This window comes from Methylocystis sp. Se48, assembly GCF_056269425.1.
In genome coordinates, this window is sequence record NZ_CM149850.1 from 2490624 (window position 1) to 2506761 (window position 16138).

Annotated in this window: 16 protein-coding genes; 13 read left to right on the plus strand and 3 right to left on the minus strand. The window is 63.9% G+C overall.

Annotation, left to right across the window (positions count from 1 at the left end; genetic code table 11):
- Positions 1–143: 143 nt before the first annotated feature.
- Entirely contained in the window at positions 144–1100 is a 957-nt protein-coding gene (locus tag ACV959_RS12285; RefSeq protein WP_475736874.1) for a LysR family transcriptional regulator, read from the minus strand.
- Between the two features lie 236 nt (positions 1101–1336).
- Between ACV959_RS12285 and ACV959_RS12290 the strand changes: the two genes are divergently transcribed.
- The 11 genes from ACV959_RS12290 to ACV959_RS12340 all read left to right on the plus strand — a co-directional run bounded on the left by ACV959_RS12290 (position 1337) and on the right by ACV959_RS12340 (position 10874).
- Positions 1337–1996, plus strand: a complete 660-nt coding sequence (locus tag ACV959_RS12290) for a DUF938 domain-containing protein (protein ID WP_475736875.1) — start codon at positions 1337–1339, stop codon at positions 1994–1996.
- Positions 1997–2021: 25 nt separating this feature from the next.
- A complete protein-coding gene (locus tag ACV959_RS12295) occupies positions 2022–2768 on the plus strand; it encodes an SDR family NAD(P)-dependent oxidoreductase (RefSeq protein ID WP_475736876.1) in 747 nt (248 codons plus the stop codon).
- Positions 2769–2793: 25 nt separating this feature from the next.
- On the plus strand, positions 2794–3417 hold the full coding sequence (locus ACV959_RS12300) for a DUF1326 domain-containing protein (RefSeq protein ID WP_475736877.1): 624 nt from the start codon (positions 2794–2796) through the stop codon (positions 3415–3417).
- The gene (locus ACV959_RS12305) at positions 3405–4211 is read left to right on the plus strand and encodes a DUF2182 domain-containing protein (RefSeq protein ID WP_475736878.1); all 807 of its coding nucleotides are present in this window, start codon (positions 3405–3407) and stop codon (positions 4209–4211) included. Before ACV959_RS12300 ends, ACV959_RS12305 begins: the two co-directional genes overlap by 13 nt.
- 143 nt (positions 4212–4354) lie before the next feature.
- Complete coding sequence (locus tag ACV959_RS12310) at positions 4355–4492, plus strand: hypothetical protein (protein WP_475736879.1); 138 nt, start codon at positions 4355–4357, stop codon at positions 4490–4492.
- A 227-nt stretch (positions 4493–4719) separates the two neighbouring features.
- On the plus strand, positions 4720–7011 hold the full coding sequence (gene rnr, locus ACV959_RS12315) for a ribonuclease R (RefSeq protein WP_475736880.1): 2292 nt from the start codon (positions 4720–4722) through the stop codon (positions 7009–7011).
- A gap of 502 nt (positions 7012–7513) precedes the next feature.
- Positions 7514–7681 carry a 50S ribosomal protein L33 gene (gene rpmG / locus ACV959_RS12320; RefSeq protein ID WP_014892635.1) on the plus strand — a complete coding sequence of 56 codons (168 nt, stop codon included), beginning with the start codon at positions 7514–7516 and terminating at the stop codon, positions 7679–7681.
- 494 nt (positions 7682–8175) lie between these two features.
- Complete coding sequence (locus ACV959_RS12325; protein WP_475736881.1) at positions 8176–8580, plus strand: hypothetical protein; 405 nt, start codon at positions 8176–8178, stop codon at positions 8578–8580.
- Between the two features lie 4 nt (positions 8581–8584).
- Positions 8585–9331, plus strand: coding sequence for a 3-deoxy-manno-octulosonate cytidylyltransferase (locus ACV959_RS12330; protein ID WP_475736882.1), 747 nt, complete (start codon positions 8585–8587; stop codon positions 9329–9331).
- On the plus strand, positions 9328–10191 hold the full coding sequence (locus ACV959_RS12335) for a prephenate dehydratase (RefSeq protein WP_475736883.1): 864 nt from the start codon (positions 9328–9330) through the stop codon (positions 10189–10191). Before ACV959_RS12330 ends, ACV959_RS12335 begins: the two co-directional genes overlap by 4 nt.
- 248 nt (positions 10192–10439) lie before the next feature.
- Positions 10440–10874, plus strand: coding sequence for an HIT family protein (locus tag ACV959_RS12340; RefSeq protein ID WP_475736884.1), 435 nt, complete (start codon positions 10440–10442; stop codon positions 10872–10874).
- 90 nt (positions 10875–10964) lie between these two features.
- Here ACV959_RS12340 and ACV959_RS12345 read toward each other — a convergent pair whose 3' ends face one another.
- Positions 10965–12431, minus strand: a complete 1467-nt coding sequence (locus tag ACV959_RS12345) for a DEAD/DEAH box helicase (RefSeq protein ID WP_475736885.1) — start codon at positions 12429–12431, stop codon at positions 10965–10967.
- Positions 12432–12690: 259 nt separating this feature from the next.
- Entirely contained in the window at positions 12691–13011 is a 321-nt protein-coding gene (locus ACV959_RS12350) for a hypothetical protein (protein WP_475736886.1), read from the minus strand.
- A 309-nt stretch (positions 13012–13320) separates the two neighbouring features.
- On the opposite strand from ACV959_RS12350, the gene clpS reads away from it, so the two are divergent.
- Together clpS and clpA are read left to right on the plus strand one after the other, a co-directional pair.
- On the plus strand, positions 13321–13674 hold the full coding sequence (clpS, locus tag ACV959_RS12355) for an ATP-dependent Clp protease adapter ClpS (RefSeq protein ID WP_475739658.1): 354 nt from the start codon (positions 13321–13323) through the stop codon (positions 13672–13674).
- Between the two features lie 13 nt (positions 13675–13687).
- Positions 13688–16129 (plus strand): ATP-dependent Clp protease ATP-binding subunit ClpA, encoded by a 2442-nt coding sequence (clpA, locus tag ACV959_RS12360; RefSeq protein WP_475736887.1) that lies wholly within the window; start codon positions 13688–13690, stop codon positions 16127–16129.
- Positions 16130–16138 lie beyond the last annotated feature (9 nt).

Below are 16138 nucleotides of genomic sequence, written 5' to 3' on the forward strand. Positions count from 1 at the left end.
GTCCAATCGCGCGGGCCGATGGACATGATGCGCCAGGGGTGATTGTCTTTGGCTGGTCGATCAGCCTTCGCCATGCATCGCAGGCTGAGACGCAAGAGTTTGACGGATTCTCCTTTCGCTCGCTCCGCATCGCGCGGCCGACGCTATCGAGCCGAGGAGCGCCGAAACATGGATTCGTCCCTACCGACGTCTTGAGTGGTCTCGATCAGGAGGTCCCTCAGCCAATTGTGCGCCGGATCCTTCTCATGACGCGGATGCCATAACATCATCAATTCATATCGCGGCAGATCGATGGGAACGGAAAGTATCTTGAGTGGCGCGAGTTGCACGAATTTGTCGGCCATTCTGCGCGGCAGACAGAGCAACAAGTCCGTTTTCTCCAAAACCCAGGGAGTCGCGAGGAAATTCGGCAGCACGAGGGAAATCTTCCGGCGCAGTCCATGCCGGGCGAGGCAGTCGTCGATGAGGCCCGTCCCTCCCTCCCGCCACGTGATCAGCATATGCTTGCATTCCAGAAATTGCGCGAGCGTGATGGCGTTCCCCGGAACCTCTGCGTTGCACCGCCGCGTCAGGCAGACGATGCTTTCGGACATCAATCTCGCCGAGCAGGTATGCGTCGTGCTTCCGAAGATCGCGTTGTAGCCGATGGCGAGATCGATATTCTCTTCCTCGATCGCGATATGGGGCGCGCCGGCGATCGGCTGGCGAATCTGCAGTTCGACATCAGGCGCAATGCGTGACAACGCGTCGGCGATTTTCGGCAGCAAGGTGAAGGCGACGTAATCGCTCGTAGCAATGACAAAACGGCGACGGCTCGTCGCCGGATCAAACGCAGGCGGAGGCTCGACGATCCTTTCTATCTCCCGAAGCACGGCGGCCGTCGGCTTCAGCAACGCGAGGGCGCGCGCCGTCGGCGCCATGCCCATGTTCGTTTTCACAAGTATCGGATCGTCCAGATGGCTGCGCAGCCTGCGCAGCACATGACTCATGGCGGGCTGGCTGATACAGAGTTTTTCCGCGGCGCGGGACACGCTTTTCTCCTCGACGAGCGCTTTCAGCGCCACGAGCAGATTGAGATCGAAAGACCTGAGATTGGTCATCCAGCAGTTCCCTTCGCGCCGGCGCCCGCGGCGAACTTGAGCTTCTCTACTGTTTTAGTTCCCTGAATAGGCCCATGAATTTTTAGAATTTTACCCCCCGCGCTGCTCTCTATAAAGCTGCGGGGCTTGGCTCGCCGAGATAAAGGACAAGATGAAGAGTTCAGGACGCGCCTCGCGGCGCTCCCCATGAAACGGGCGAGCGGCTCAAGCATTGAGGAAAACCGAGGAGAATCGCCATGTCCGTCTCCGTGCCCGCCGACCGTCCGCCGATCGATCCGCATCCGCTCAGCCCCTATGTGGCGTGGGCAGGCAACCGCAACCGCGATCCCATCCTGACCGTGTTCAAGGATATTTTCCCCAAGAGCGGCGCGGTGCTGGAGCTTGCAAGCGGGGCCGGCAATCACGTCAATTATTTCGCGCCCCATTTTCCCGGCCTGTCGTTCCAGCCCTCGGATTATGATGTCGAGGTCTTCGACACGATCAAGAAAAAGCGCGCCGAAGCGGGCAACGCGAACGTTTTCGATCCGATCAGGATCGACCTGACTGCGCCCGAGACATGGCCGAACCCGAGCGACAGGCTCTACGATGCGATCTTCGTCGTGAACCTGTTTCAGGTCGCGCCCGTCTCCATCTGCGACGGCATCGCGCAGGTGGCTGAACGCGTGCTGACGAAAGAAGGCTTCGTGGCGATTTACGGGCCTTTCAAGGTCGACGGCAGTTATACGACCGAGTCGAACGCCGCATTCGACAGGGAAATCCTGGCGCCGAAGGTCGCGGAATGGGGCCTGAAAGACGTTCGCGACCTCGAGCGCGCCGCCAATGCGCATCGTATCGCGCTCAAGAAGATCATCGACATGCCGGCCAACAATTTCATTCTCCTTTTCGGACGCGCGTGAGGGGATCGGAGAGAGCCGCAAGAACATGACGCAGGGCAAGACGGAGCATAAGGGATCCGCGATCGTGATCGGAGTCGGCGCCGAGTCCGGTCTCGGCGCCGCATTGGCGCAGCGCTTTGCCCGAGAAGGACTGCGGGTCACGATCGCGGGCCGCACGCCCCGTCGCCTGGAGCGGGTCGCCGCGGAAATCGCGGCGGCGGGCGGGACGGTCGCCATCGAGGCCGCCGACGCCACGAGCGAGGCCGACGTTTCCGCTCTCTTCCGGGCGGCGGATCATGACGGGAGCCTCGAACTCGTCGCCTACAATGTGGGGAACAACGTCGCCGCTTCCGCGCTGGAGACGACCCCCGCAATGTTCGAACAACTCTGGCGGCAAAACGCGCTCGGCGGTTTCGTCGTCGGGCGGGAGGCCGCCCGGCGGCTTTCGGAACGCGGAAAGGGCACGATCCTTTTCACCGGCGCAACGGCGTCGCTGCGCGCGCGTCCGCCTTTCATGGCCTTCGCGGCGGCCAAGGCGTCGTTGCGCGCCGTCGCTCAAGGCCTCGCGCGCGAATTTGGCCCGAAAGGCGTGCATGTCGCGCATGTCGTCATCGATGGCGTGATCGCAGGCGAATACGCGGCGACCAATTTTGCCGAATACGCCCTCTCGAAGGGCGCGGATGGCGTTCTCGCGGTCGACGACATCGCCGAAGCCTACTGGACGCTCCATTGTCAAAAGCCTACCGCCTGGACACATGAATTGGATCTCAGGCCCTTCAAGGAGCCGTTCTGAGCCCGCGCGGCGCAGGAGAGAGAAAATGACCACGAAAACGAAATGGCGCTTTACCGGCGACTATCTCGAGAATTGCAGTTGCGACATTGTTTGTCCCTGTCTCGTCTCCACCAAGGCGATGATGGCGGAGCCGACCCAAGGGGTTTGCGACAACATTCTCGCCTTCCATATCGACAAGGGAAGCTATGGCGACGTCGCGCTCGACGGGCTGAACGTCGCGCTCGCGGCGCATGCGCCGGGGCCGATGGCCGAGGGAAACTGGACGCTCGCCGTCTACATCGACGAACGGGCGACGGATGCGCAGACCGAAGCGCTGGGCGCGATCTTCGGCGGGGCCGAAGGCGGGCCGATGTCGGCTTTCGCGCCCCTGGTCAGCACGCATCTCGGGGTCAGGAAGACGCCCATCCATTACAGGATCGACGGCAAGTCGCGCTCGGTCGACATACCGGGCGTTCTCGCCGTCGCAGTCGATCCGCTCGCAAGCATGCATCCGAGCGGCGAAATCTGGGGCATGACCGGACATCCGCTCGCGCCGGAGAAAATCGCGTTCGGCGTCGGCCGAGATGGCAATCGGTTCAATGACTATGGCATGGACTGGAATAACGCCGGCCGCAACGGCCATTACGCGCCCATCGAATGGTCGAACTGAGAGAAGGCGGCGGCATGGATCAGACGCGCACGGGTCCGATTGCGTTTCAGCGCAATTTGATTCTCGCCCTGCTGATCGCATTGTCTGTCGGCGCCTGGACGCTGATGGTCTGGCAAGGCGCGGGTCATGACGCGCATATGCGCATGTCTGCGCCGTCGATGGGCCTCGATGCGCCGCTCTTTGTCCTCGTCTGGCTGGCGATGACCATCGCCATGATGTTTCCGACGGCCGCGCCCATGGCGCTCACCTTCCACAGGCTCCAGGCCGCCCGGCGCGAGCGGCGTCAAGCATTCGTTGGCACATGGGTGTTCCTCGCCGGCTATCTGCTCGTCTGGGGCGCGTCCGGCGTCGTCGCTTATCTGGGCGCGATCGCCGCGGAGGCCGCCGCGCAACAACTCGCTCTTTCAGCGGAAACTTCGGCGCGCGTCGGCGGCGTCATTCTCGTGGCGGCGGGACTTTATCAACTGACGCCGCTGAAGGGTCTCTGCCTCACCAAATGCCGCACGCCGCTGAGCTTCATCATGACGTCATGGCGGGAAGGAATGGTGGGCGCGTTGCAGATGGGCGCGATTCATGGCGCCTGGTGCCTCGGATGCTGCTGGCTGCTCTGCGCCGTCATGTTTCCGCTCGGCATGATGAACGTCGCCGCGCTTGCGAGCGTCACGCTCATCGTTTTCGTCGAAAAGACCCTTTCCTGGGGCGCTCTCGCGGGAAAGGCCATGGGGGGAGTCCTCGTCGCCTACGGCCTCCTCGTGATGTTCCATCCGCAGGCGCTGCTCCTCCTCCAATTTTGAGTAGCCGTTTCTCATCGCGGAAACGCGGCCGGATCACGAAAGCGGGCTCTTCTCAGCGGCGGTCGCTCCGAGTGCGGCCCCGCACATTCACGTCGGCGCCTCCTTGCTAAAGTCACCCTCGATTACAGTCTGAGTAGGACATCATGTCGAAGTTTACCAGCGCCATTCTCGGCGCACTCATCGCCTCGGCGATCTTCTTTGCGGTCGGCGGCGGCGTCAGTCATGCGCATACGGTCGACCAGCAGACGGCTTATGTCGTCTTCGTGGGCGACGGGCGGTAAACCTCCTCAACGGCCGATCGGCCCTGGAAATTCGGCGACGCGCGACGGCGTTTCCCCGCGCCGCCGAGGCGCGAGACGGCTCGAACGGCGGGAGCCGCCCCAGGGCGCCGGGAGCGAGCTTCGCCGTGAACGACTCATAAATTCAGACGTTTCGTGTTTAAATCATTGCAAATCGGCGTGCGCCCTCCATATCTTTGGCAGCGCTTCGCCGCTGTTCGAGTAAAATCTTGCCAGCCAGAAAAAATCCGCCGCAACAACCCACCCGTGACGACATCCTCGCTTTTCTCGCGCGCGAGAGGGAGGCCAGCGAACCGCGCAAAATTGGCGTGCGGGAGATTGCCCGCGCTTTCGGACTGAAGGGCGAAGATCGGGCCGCGCTAAAGAAGACGCTCGCCGCGCTCGCGGACGAAGGCGTTCTCGAAAAACGCGGCCGACGCGTGAATCGCAAGGGCGCGCTCCCGCCCGTTACGCTCGTCGACATCACGGCGCGCGACCGCGATGGCGAATTGATCGCGACGCCCGTCGAATGGGAAGAGGACGAACTCGGTCCCCCGCCGCGCATTCTTATTCGCGCGCCGCGCCGCGCCAAGGCGGGCGCCCCCCTGCCCGGCGTCGGCGACCGCGCGCTCGTGCGCGCCGAGCCGGACCGCGACGCCGGTCCCGACGAGCCGCCCTATCTCGGGCGGGTCGTCAAGCTCCTGTCCCGCGCGCGCCACCGCGTGCTCGGCGTCCTGAAGATCGAGCCAAACGGCCACGGCCGCATCCTGCCGATCGACAAGAAACAGGCCGGCCGCGAACTATCCGTCGCCGCCGCCGACATTGGCGAGGGGAAGGACGGCGATCTCGTTTCCGTCGATCTCGTCGGCAAGACGCGCTTCGGTGCGCCGCGCGTCCGGGTGCGCGAAACGCTGGGCTCCGTGACGAGCGAAAAGGCCGTAAGCCTCATCGCGCTGCGGGCCCATGACATCCCTGACGTTTTCCGGCCCGAGGCGATCGCCGAAGCCGAGCGGGCCAGACCTGCGACGATGCAAGACCGGGAGGACTGGCGCGATCTGCCGCTTGTCACCATCGACCCGCCGGACGCGAAAGACCACGACGACGCCGTGCACGCCGCGCCCGACCCGGCGCCGGACAATGAAGGCGGGTTCGTCCTTACCGTCGCCATCGCGGATGTCGCGCATTACGTGCGCCCGCGCTCGCCGCTCGACAAGGACGCGCTGGAGCGCGGCAATTCAGTGTATTTCCCCGACCGCGTCGTGCCGATGCTGCCCGAGCGCATTTCCAACGATCTCTGCTCGCTTCGCGAGGACGAGGACCGCCCCGCCCTCGCCGTGCGGATGCGCGTCACAGGCAAGGGCAAGAAGATCGGACACAGCTTCCATCGCGTGATGATGCGCTCGCGGGCGAAGCTGTCCTACCAGCAGGCGCAGGCGGCCATCGACGGCAATCCGGACGAGAAAACGAAGCCGCTGCTCGACAGCGTGCTGCGGCCTCTCTACGCCGCGCACGAAGCGCTGCAACATGCGCGAAACCTGCGCGCGCCGCTCGACCTCGACCTGCCCGAGCGCAAGATCCTGCTGAAGCCGGACGGCTCCTTCGACCGGGTGATCATTCCGGCGCGTCTGGAAGCGCATCGGCTGATCGAGGAATTCATGATCCTCGCCAATGTCGCAGCGGCGGAGACGCTGGAGGAGCGTCGCCAGCAGCTCATCTACCGCGCGCATGACGAGCCCTCGAAGGAAAAAGTCACCGCGCTCGCCGAGTTCCTCGGCACGATCGGCGTCAAACTCGCCAAGGGACAAGTGCTCAAGCCCGCCAACTTCAACGTGATTCTCGAACGGGTGAAGGGGCTGGAGCATGAGAACATCGTCAACGAGATCATTCTGCGCACGCAGGCGCAGGCGGAATACACGCATGAGAACTACGGCCATTTCGGCCTGAATTTGCGCCGCTATGCGCATTTCACCTCGCCCATCCGGCGCTACGCGGATCTTATCGTGCATCGCGCGCTGATTCGCGCGCTGAAGCTCGGCGAGGGCGCGATGCCGGAAATGCCGGCAGGCGAACTCGCGGAGGTCGCGGCGCGCATCTCAGCGGCGGAGCGGCGCGCCATGGCCGCCGAGCGCGAGACGGTCGACCGCCTCATCGCTCATTATCTCGCCGACCAGATCGGCGCACGGTTCGGCGCGCGAATATCCGGGGTGACCAAATCCGGCCTGTTCGTGAAGCTGATCGAAACGGGCGCAGACGGTTTTGTTCCCGCCGCGACCTTGGGCCGCAAATATTTTTCCTATGACGAGGCGAGCCATTCACTCGCCTCGCGCTCGGGGGTGACCTACCGTCTGGCGGATATAATAGAAGTGCGACTCGTCGAGGCGGCCCCCATCGCCGGCGCGCTGCGCTTCGAGGTAGTGAGCGGCGGCGAACGGCGCGCGCCGCCGCGGAACGGCAGGACGCCCCGCGCCAGAACGCCGAGCGCAGCGTTGCGCGAGACGCGAAAGGCGAAGGCGAGAAAGTGAGCGCATCGGGGCGGCGCGCGTCCGCCTGCTTCAACGTCATCGGCGCGGGACTTGCCCTGCCGCACTGGGCGCCGGATATCGGCGCGCGACACTTCGTGTGGAGATATGGTCGGTCAGGGCCTGGGGGCCGAACGTCAATTTCCTGACGCCGCTTCTCGTGAACGGGTCGGTTCGTAGAAGCGCGGCCGTTTCTGCGGCGGTCCGCCGTCGCGGGCGAACGTTCCCGCCTCTATCACGCGCCCTGGTTCGACGAATTCCGTCTCGCCGCGGCCGGCGCGCTGTTGCTCGGCCGGCATTTTTCTGGCTGGCATGCGCTGGCTATCTCCTCGACACTCTGTTCGGCGCCGGCATGGGCGTTTTTCTGGCGAGACAGGAAGACAGGAAAGCGCTCCAGCCTTGACATCCCGCGCGCCGCACGTATGTTTCGCGCCAATTCGTCCCCCTCCGCTCCTCATGGCGGCGGGCGCGATTTTGTTTTCTCTATCAGACTGGAACGAGCGCAATGGCCAAGTCCGCCATGATCAAGATCAAGCTCCTGTCCACGGCGGACACGGGCTATTTCTACGTCACCAAGAAGAACGCCCGAACCAAGACGGAAAAGCTCGTCTTTAAGAAATATGATCCCGTCGTGCGCAAGCACGTCGAGTTCAAGGAAACCAAGATCAAGTAAGGCGCTTCGCAGGCGGCTCGCGCGCCGCCGGCATGGCTCCTCTGAGACAGCGGCTTACACAAAAAAGGGCTCCGATAAACGGAGCCCTTTTTTACAAACTGAAAGATGACGCCGCGCGCTTCATCTTTGAGGATGAAGGCGGCCGACTGACAATGGCTTCAAGGAGGCCACTCCAACCATCGTCAGCCGGCCAACCCCACGGACCCAGGAGATGCGGCGGACCTGAGCACTCCGCAGGGTATTCGAGTTCTGCCGTTACGCATCGAACGCTTGATCACGCCGTGGGAGATTTTCTAGCCCCCTTCGCCGTCGCCAGACGCGCAACCCATTTGGCGGACATCAAATTACTCCGCCTGCACAAAATTGCAACTATCTGATATGTTTTTTCACAATGAGCTTATAGCGAAAGTGAATTCCCGCGACGGCCGGGCGCTTTTCCGCTAAATAGAAGAAAAATGCGCGCCCTGGGAGCGCGCCCGCTTCGGAGGAAATGTATGACTTCTCGTAATCTGCGTCTGTTAATCGGGCTCGCAGCCGCCTTTGCGCTGACGGGTTGCGGCGACCACACGCCCGGAGACGCGACCGGCGCGAAGGTTCTGCGCAACATATTGGAAAAGAACGGCGTCGACGCCAAGATTGTCTCCTTCAAGAAGGTCAACGCCCGCGAGGTCAAGCGCGACAACATCGACGCCTTCGAGTTGATGTACGAGGCGGAAGTCCAGTTCCCCGAGGGCTTCGAGGCCAAGTGCCGCGACGAACGCGAGCGCGGAAAATGCGCTTTCCTCGGCATCGACGAGGATCGCACCTTCGCAAAGAGCGAAGTGCACACCAGCGAGGGCACGCTTCACTTCTTGAAGACCGAAAAGGGCTGGATGGCCGAGGACAATAACGCCTACTGATTCCATGGCGCCGCGAGCGCCCATCATCGTCATTCCGGCGCGGCTTGGGTCAACCCGGCTGCCCGGAAAAGCGCTTGCCGACATCGGCGGCCGGCCGATGGTCGTGCATGCCTGGGCGCGGGCCGTCGAGGCGGACCTCGGCCCTGTCGCTGTCGCGACCGATTCCGAAGAAATCGCCAGCGCGGTGCGCGCGGCTGGAGGCAAGGCCGTCATGACCGCCGGCTCCCATCTCTGCGGCGCCGACAGGATCGGCGAGGCGCTGCGCCAGCTCGACCCGCATGGCCGTCATGACGCCGTGATCAATCTTCAGGGCGATAATCCGTTCCTGCCAAAAGGGGCGCTCGCGGCGGCGCTGGCGCTGCTCGGAGAGCCATCCGTCGACATCGGAACCCTCGCCTCTCTCGCCGCAGCCAATGAAAGCGACGACCCCAACGCCGTAAAACTCGTCGGGACGGAAATCGCCCCGAATCGTCTTCGCGCCCTTTACTTCACGCGCGCGCAGGCTCCCTGGGGAGAGGGTCCGCTGTTCAAACACACGGGCGTTTATGCTTTTCGTCGCGGGAGCTTCGAGCGCTTCGCCGCGCTGGCGCCCTCGCCGCTCGAGCGGCGCGAACGGCTGGAGCAGCTTCGCGCGCTCGAGGCGGGCATGCGCATCGACGCGGCCGTGCTGGACAAAGCGGGCCCGTCGGTGGATACCGGGCGCGACCTCGCGGCCCTGCGCGCCGCGTCGAGCCGCCAGGAAACACAGTGAGCCAGTTCATCGCCTATCAGGGAGAGCCCGGCGCGAATTCCGACATCGCTTGCCGGGACGCCTATCCGCACATGACCCCCCTGCCCTGCGCGAGCTTCGAAGACGCGTTTGCGGCGGTGACGGAGGGACGCGCCGGCCTGGCGATGATTCCGATCGAAAACTCCATCGCCGGCCGCGTGGCGGACATTCATCATTTCCTGCCGCATTCGGGACTGCATATCGTCGGCGAATATTTTCTGCCGATCCATTTTCACCTGATGGCGCCCAAGGGCGCGACCCGTGACGGGCTGAGGAGCGTCTACAGCCACGTCCATGCGCTCGGGCAATGCCGGCGGGTGATCCGCGATCTCGGATTGGCCGCCTTCACCGCGGGCGACACGGCTGGCGCCGCGCGCGAGGTGTCCGAGTGGAGCGACCCGTCCAAAGCGGCGCTCGCGCCGCGTCTCGCGGCCGAAATCTACGGGCTCGACATTCTGGCGGAAAACGTCGAGGACGAGGCGCACAACACGACACGCTTCGTCGTGCTGTCGAAAAAGAGCCAGTGGGCGCCGGCCGATGGCGGCCCGACGATGACGACGTTCATCTTCCGCGTGCGCAACGTGCCGGCGGCGCTTTACAAGGCGCTCGGCGGATTCGCCACGAACGGAGTCAACATGACCAAGCTCGAGAGCTACATGGTCGACGGCGAATTTGCCGCGACGCGCTTTCTCGTCGATGTCGATGGCCATCCCGAGCAGCCGGCGCTCGCGCGCGCTTTCGAGGAGCTATGCTTTTTCTCGAAGGAAGTAGAGATCCTCGGCGTCTATCCCGCGGCGGAGTTCCGGATCACAAATATCCGCGGTTTCGAACGCGGAGATTGAGCCTCATGCGTCGCGGCCGCGCGGCGCGATCTGGCAAGCCGGCGCGGCCGACGCCGCGTTGCAACCCAGACGAGGGATTGACACCGCGCAAGCGCCACTGCTTTCTTTGCTCGCCCTCTTTGCGTGACCAGACGCGCGCTGTCCGGCCCGCCGTCAGCGCGTAAGTCGCCGCCTCTCGCCCGAGAGCGCCGCGCCCGTCAGGACGGCCAAGAAAAAATTGCAAGCGCTTTGCGCAACGAGGAGAAGTCATGTCGGCCGCTTATGATCCCAACAATATCTTCGGCAAAATCCTGCGCGGCGAAATCCCTTCGCACACGGTCTACGAGGACGACGTGGCGCTCGCCTTCATGGACATCATGCCCCGGGCCGAGGGACATGTGCTCGTGATCCCCAAGGAAGGCGCGCGGAATCTTCTGGATGTGTCGTCCGGCACGCTCGGGGAACTCATGAAGCGTGTTCAGCATGTCGCGAAAGCGCTGGAAAAAGCCTTCAATGCGGACGGGCTGACGCTCCACCAGTTCAATGAGAGCGCCGGCGGACAGGTGATCTACCACCTGCATTTCCATCTTCTTCCGCGCTGGGAAGGCGTGCCGCTACGCCCGCCGGGAACCATGGCCGACGACGCGAAACTGGCGGAGCAGGCAGCGAAGATCAGGGCGGCGATGACGCCATTCGCAGGATAACGGGGGCATTTCCCGATAAAACCCCGCGCCGCCTTTGCGCGGCGAGGGCCCGCCCCGCGGAGCCGGGAGGCGGAAACGGCAAGGCCCCGCCTATTCCTCCGCGACCTTCGCTGGCCGAAGCACGACCGGCCGCAGCAGGAAGGACGGGACATGATCTCCGAGGCCGATGACGGGCGGCCCATCGTCCTCGTGATGGCGCCGCGACCGACGGTCGCGGCGCTCTTCCGAGACGGGACGGCTGCGCGTGTCGCCCTCCGGACGCCGGGGCGCATGCGCCGGCCGGCCCATGGCCACCGGTCCCTCCGCCTCCACGCGCTCGGAACGGCGCGCGCGCTCGCCGCCGGCGCTGCGTTCTCGGCGCCCGCCGCGCTCGCTGCGCGCGCCACGGCGATGCTCATGCGGCCGGGTGGTCTCCATCGGGGGCGGCAGTTCGTCGAAGCCGGGCCCTTCCCACTCGATCGCCTTGCCGATCAGACTCTGGATCTGGTCGACATATTTGGCGTCATCCTCTGTGACGAGGGTCAGCGCCACGCCGGAACGCCCCGCGCGGCCGGTGCGGCCGATTCGGTGGACGTAGTCCTCGCTATGGGTCGGCACGTCGAAGTTGAAGACGTGGCTGACATCCGGAATGTCGAGGCCGCGGGCCGCGACGTCGGAACATACAAGTAGATTCACGTCGCCGTTCTTGAACGCCTCGAGCGAGGCCATGCGCGCGAGCTGGTCCATGTCGCCATGGAGCGCGCCCGCGGAGAAGCCGTGCTTCTGGAGCGAGCGGTGCAGGATCGCCACGTCCCGCTTGCGGTTGCAGAAGATGATCGCATTCTTGAGATTTTCCGCGCCGCGGATGAGGTTGCGCAGCGTTTCCCGCTTGTCGGCGTGTCCGCGCGAGGCGACGAGCGCCTGGCGAATCGTCGAGGCGGTCGTGGAAGCGCGGGCGACCTCGATGCGGATGGGGTTATGCAGGAAAGCCTCAGTGAGGCGGGTGATCTCCGGGGGCATGGTCGCGGAGAAGAAGAGCGTCTGGCGCGTGAAGGGCACCAGCTTGCAGACGCGCTCGATGTCGGGAATGAACCCCATGTCGAGCATACGGTCGGCCTCGTCGATGACGAGGATTTCAATGCCCGTGAGCAACAGCTTGCCGCGGTCGAAGAAGTCGAGCAGGCGGCCCGGCGTCGCGATCAGCACATCCGCGCCGCGCATGATCTTCGCTTCCTGGTCGCCGAAGGAGACGCCGCCGATCAGCAGGGCGACGTTCAGCTTGTGCTGGGCGCCATATTTATTGAAGCTTTCCTCGACCTGCGCCGCGAGCTCGCGGGTCGGCTCCAGAATGAGCGTTCTCGGCATTCGGGCGCGGGCGCGGCCCTGTTCGAGTCGGCTCAGCATCGGAAGCGTGAATGCGGCCGTCTTGCCAGTGCCCGTCTGGGCGATGCCGAGAATGTCCCGGCCCTGTAGCGCTGGCGGTATCGCCTGCGCCTGGATGGGCGTCGGAGTCGTGTAGCCGGATGCTTGTACGGCCGCGAGAACCTTTTCCGAAAGGCCCAATTCGTCGAATGTCATCAATTGTCCTGGTTACGGCTTACGGGAGCGGGAGGCCGCTGCGCGCCAGCCGTGCGAGAAGCGCGCAAGTTTTCTGAGAGAGGGCGCCGTCATCGCCGCGAAGACGGAAGGTTTCGCCCGCAATCGCCGCAAAGAAGCGGGGCGCAATCCATAGAAATATGCTTGAACAACAAAGGGCCGAATGTCAATGAAATTGCGAGCGCCGGGACCGCTTTTTCGGGAATAAATCCCGAAAAGTCGGCGCCGGCCCGAAAGACGGCTAGTTTTTCGCGTCGCCGCAGGGCGAAACGGCGGGAGCGGCGCGTAAGGGAATCGTCGCCGTCGTCACGCCGTCGACGCCGACGCTGCGGATGATCGAATAGCGTTGCGGAGCCTGCGGGACTGGCGCCGCTTTGGCCAAGTCGCGCATGGAGCGCTCGGCAACCAGCGAATCGAACGCGCCGCGGTCGACCATCTGGGCCAACAGCTTCGCCCCGAGCACGCTGCACAGGAAAACGGCGGCGGACAGCGCCGCGAGGCTCCACACCCCACTTTTGTCCCTAAAGCGCGGCTCGAAGGAATTGTCATCGAATTCGGACATGGAGGTCGCCCAAGAAAAGCTGCCTCCTTGTTTATCGCGATATGGTAAATATCTGGTTCACGGTCAGCTATTTGCCACGGTCGCGGCGCCTTTGCCCTTGCCAATGGGCGCGCGAAGCAGAAGACTAAGCCGACCGCGGACCGGCCCCGGGCCGGCGGCCGCAAGACCGCGGCAAAGAAATTGCTCCATGCTCCCCTGAAAGATTTTTTTCGGGGACCTACATGGAAAGGACTGAAGGACACAACGGACGTGGCGGCGTTGATATCCATCAAACCCGAGCAAGGATCGTCGAAGGCGGGGAACGAGTCTCTGCGCTCGATTCCACGCGCCGGCAAAGAGCCGAAAAAATCCGGCGACGGGGGGGCGGGGTCCAGCACGGCGCTGATTACGCGCACGCGGCAGCAGACCCGCCGTCCCAATATGTATCGCGTGTTGTTGCTCAACGACGACTATACCACGCAAGAATTTGTCGTCATCGTATTGCGGAAGTATTTCAACAAGACTTTAGAGGAAGCCACCCGCATCATGCTGCACGTGCATAATCACGGCGTCGGCGAATGCGGCGTCTACACCTATGAAGTCGCCGAAACCAAAGTGACCCAAGTGATGGATTTCGCGAGGAAGCACCAGCATCCCTTGCAATGCATCATGGAGAAAAAATAGGGGATCGCAGCGAATGCCGACGTTCTCGCGCAATCTGAAACAGACTCTGGACCGCGCCCTCGCCTCCGCGCGCGAGCGTCATCACGAATATGCGACGCTCGAACATCTGCTCCTGAGTCTGATCGAGGATGCGGACGCCTCGGCGGTGCTGCGAGCCTGTTCGGTCGACCTCGATCTGCTCGCGAAAAACCTGCGCGATTACATCGACCGCGAGCTTGACAATCTGGTGAATGAAGACGCCGACGAATGCAAACCGACAGCCGGCTTCCAACGCGTGGTGCAGCGCGCCATCATCAGCGTGCAGTCCTCGGGGCGCGAGGACGTGAGCGGCGCCAACGTGCTCGTCGCGCTCTTCGCGGAGCGCGAGAGCCACGCCGTCTATTTCCTGCAGGAGCAGGACATGACCCGCTACGACGCCGTGAACTACATCAGCCACGGCATCGCCAAGCGTCCCGGCCTTTCCGACCAGACGCGCTCGCCGCGCGGCGTGGAGGACGATAGCGAACGCGGCGAGGGCCGCGACGGCCGCGACGGCGAGAGCCGCAAGAAGGAAGGCGCGCTCGAAGCCTATTGCGTCAACCTCAACAAGAAAGCCCGCGACGGCCGGATCGACCCGCTGATCGGCCGGGAGGCCGAGGTGCTGCGCACTATCCAGGTGCTCTGCCGCCGCCACAAAAACAATCCCCTGCTCGTCGGCGATCCCGGCGTGGGCAAGACCGCAATCGCGGAGGGGCTCGCCCGCAAGATCACGCAGGGCGAGGTGCCGGAAGTGCTCGCGGGCGCAACCGTGTTCGCCCTCGACATGGGGGCGTTGCTCGCCGGCACCCGCTATCGCGGCGATTTCGAAGAGCGCCTGAAGCAGGTCGTCAAGGAAATCGAGAACCACAAGAACGCGATCCTGTTCATCGACGAGATCCACACGGTCATCGGCGCCGGCGCGACCTCGGGCGGCGCCATGGACGCCTCGAATCTGCTCAAGCCGGCGCTCGCACAGGGCGTGCTGCGCTGTATCGGCTCGACGACCTACAAGGAATATCGCCAGTATTTCGAAAAGGACCGCGCCCTCGTCCGCCGTTTTCAGAAGATCGACGTCAACGAGCCGTCGATCCCGGACGCGATCGAGATCATGAAGGGCCTCAAGCCCTATTTCGAAGAGTTCCACAAAATCCGCTACACCAGTGACGCGCTGAAGTCGGCGGTAGAGCTGTCGGCGCGCTACATCCACGACCGCAAATTGCCGGACAAGGCGATCGACGTGATCGACGAGACCGGCGCCGCGCAGATGCTGCTGCCGGAGAACAAGCGCAAAAAGACGATTGGCGTCAAGGAGATCGAGGCGACGATCGCCACCATGGCGCGCGTCCCGCCCAAGACTGTCTCCAAGGACGACGCGGAAGTGCTGGCCCATCTCGACGAGACGCTGCGGCGCGTCGTCTACGGACAGGACAAAGCCATTCACGCGCTCACTTCCGCGATCAAGCTCGCCCGCGCGGGCCTGCGCGACCATGAGAAGCCGATCGGCTGCTACCTCTTTTCCGGCCCCACCGGCGTCGGCAAGACGGAAGCCGCGCGCCAGCTTGCGACCTCGCTCGGCATCGAACTCGTGCGCTTCGACATGTCGGAATATATGGAGCGCCACACAGTCAGCCGCCTCATCGGCGCGCCCCCCGGCTATGTCGGCTTCGATCAGGGCGGCCTGCTGACCGACGCCATCGATCAGCACCCGCATTGCGTTCTGCTGCTCGACGAAATCGAGAAGGCGCATCCCGACCTCTACAATATCCTCTTGCAGGTGATGGATCACGGGAAGCTCACCGACCACAACGGCAAGACGATCGATTTCCGCAACGTCATTCTCATCATGACGACGAACGCCGGCGCGGCCGATCTCGCCCGCACGCCGATCGGCTTCACCCGCACGCGCAAGGATCTCGACGACAGCGAGGCGATCAATCGCCTTTTCGCGCCGGAATTCCGCAACCGTCTCGACGCGATCGTGCCCTTCGGCCATCTGCCGGTGGACGTCATCAAGCGCGTCGTCGACAAGTTCATCATGCAGCTCGAGGCGCAGCTCGCCGACCGCAACGTTACGATCGAACTCACGGACGAAGCGCGGGACTGGCTCGTCGAGCATGGCTATGACGAGGCGATGGGCGCGCGGCCGATGTCTCGCGTCATCCACCAGGCGATCAAGACGCCGCTCGCCGACGAAGTCCTCTTCGGCCGGCTGAAGAACGGCGGGGCCGTGCGCGTGGTCGTCGTCGGCGACGACAGCGGCGCGAAAAAGCTCGGCTTCGTCTTCCCCGAGGGGCCCGTGCTGCCGCGCCCGGAACGCGACATCATCGAGGCCGGAAAGAAACGCGCGAGCGCCGAGGAGCCGGAGGCGAGCGCAGACGAACCCCGCCCGCCGGAAGCCGACGAGCCGGACCCGAAATCGGCCTCGATGCAGAGCTAGAAGGTTTTT

Coding starts and splice junctions, on each gene's coding strand:
- ACV959_RS12285 (WP_475736874.1), bottom strand. CDS start 1,100: ATGACCAATCTCAGGTCTTTCGATCTCAATCTGCTCGTGGCGCTGAAA.
- ACV959_RS12340 (WP_475736884.1), top strand. CDS start 10,440: ATGTCGGCCGCTTATGATCCCAACAATATCTTCGGCAAAATCCTGCGC.
- rpmG (WP_014892635.1), top strand. CDS start 7,514: ATGGCCAAGTCCGCCATGATCAAGATCAAGCTCCTGTCCACGGCGGAC.
- ACV959_RS12290 (WP_475736875.1), top strand. CDS start 1,337: ATGTCCGTCTCCGTGCCCGCCGACCGTCCGCCGATCGATCCGCATCCG.
- ACV959_RS12295 (WP_475736876.1), top strand. CDS start 2,022: ATGACGCAGGGCAAGACGGAGCATAAGGGATCCGCGATCGTGATCGGA.
- ACV959_RS12350 (WP_475736886.1), bottom strand. CDS start 13,011: ATGTCCGAATTCGATGACAATTCCTTCGAGCCGCGCTTTAGGGACAAA.
- ACV959_RS12310 (WP_475736879.1), top strand. CDS start 4,355: ATGTCGAAGTTTACCAGCGCCATTCTCGGCGCACTCATCGCCTCGGCG.
- ACV959_RS12345 (WP_475736885.1), bottom strand. CDS start 12,431: ATGACATTCGACGAATTGGGCCTTTCGGAAAAGGTTCTCGCGGCCGTA.
- ACV959_RS12305 (WP_475736878.1), top strand. CDS start 3,405: ATGGTCGAACTGAGAGAAGGCGGCGGCATGGATCAGACGCGCACGGGT.
- ACV959_RS12325 (WP_475736881.1), top strand. CDS start 8,176: ATGACTTCTCGTAATCTGCGTCTGTTAATCGGGCTCGCAGCCGCCTTT.
- ACV959_RS12300 (WP_475736877.1), top strand. CDS start 2,794: ATGACCACGAAAACGAAATGGCGCTTTACCGGCGACTATCTCGAGAAT.
- clpA (WP_475736887.1), top strand. CDS start 13,688: ATGCCGACGTTCTCGCGCAATCTGAAACAGACTCTGGACCGCGCCCTC.
- ACV959_RS12330 (WP_475736882.1), top strand. CDS start 8,585: ATGGCGCCGCGAGCGCCCATCATCGTCATTCCGGCGCGGCTTGGGTCA.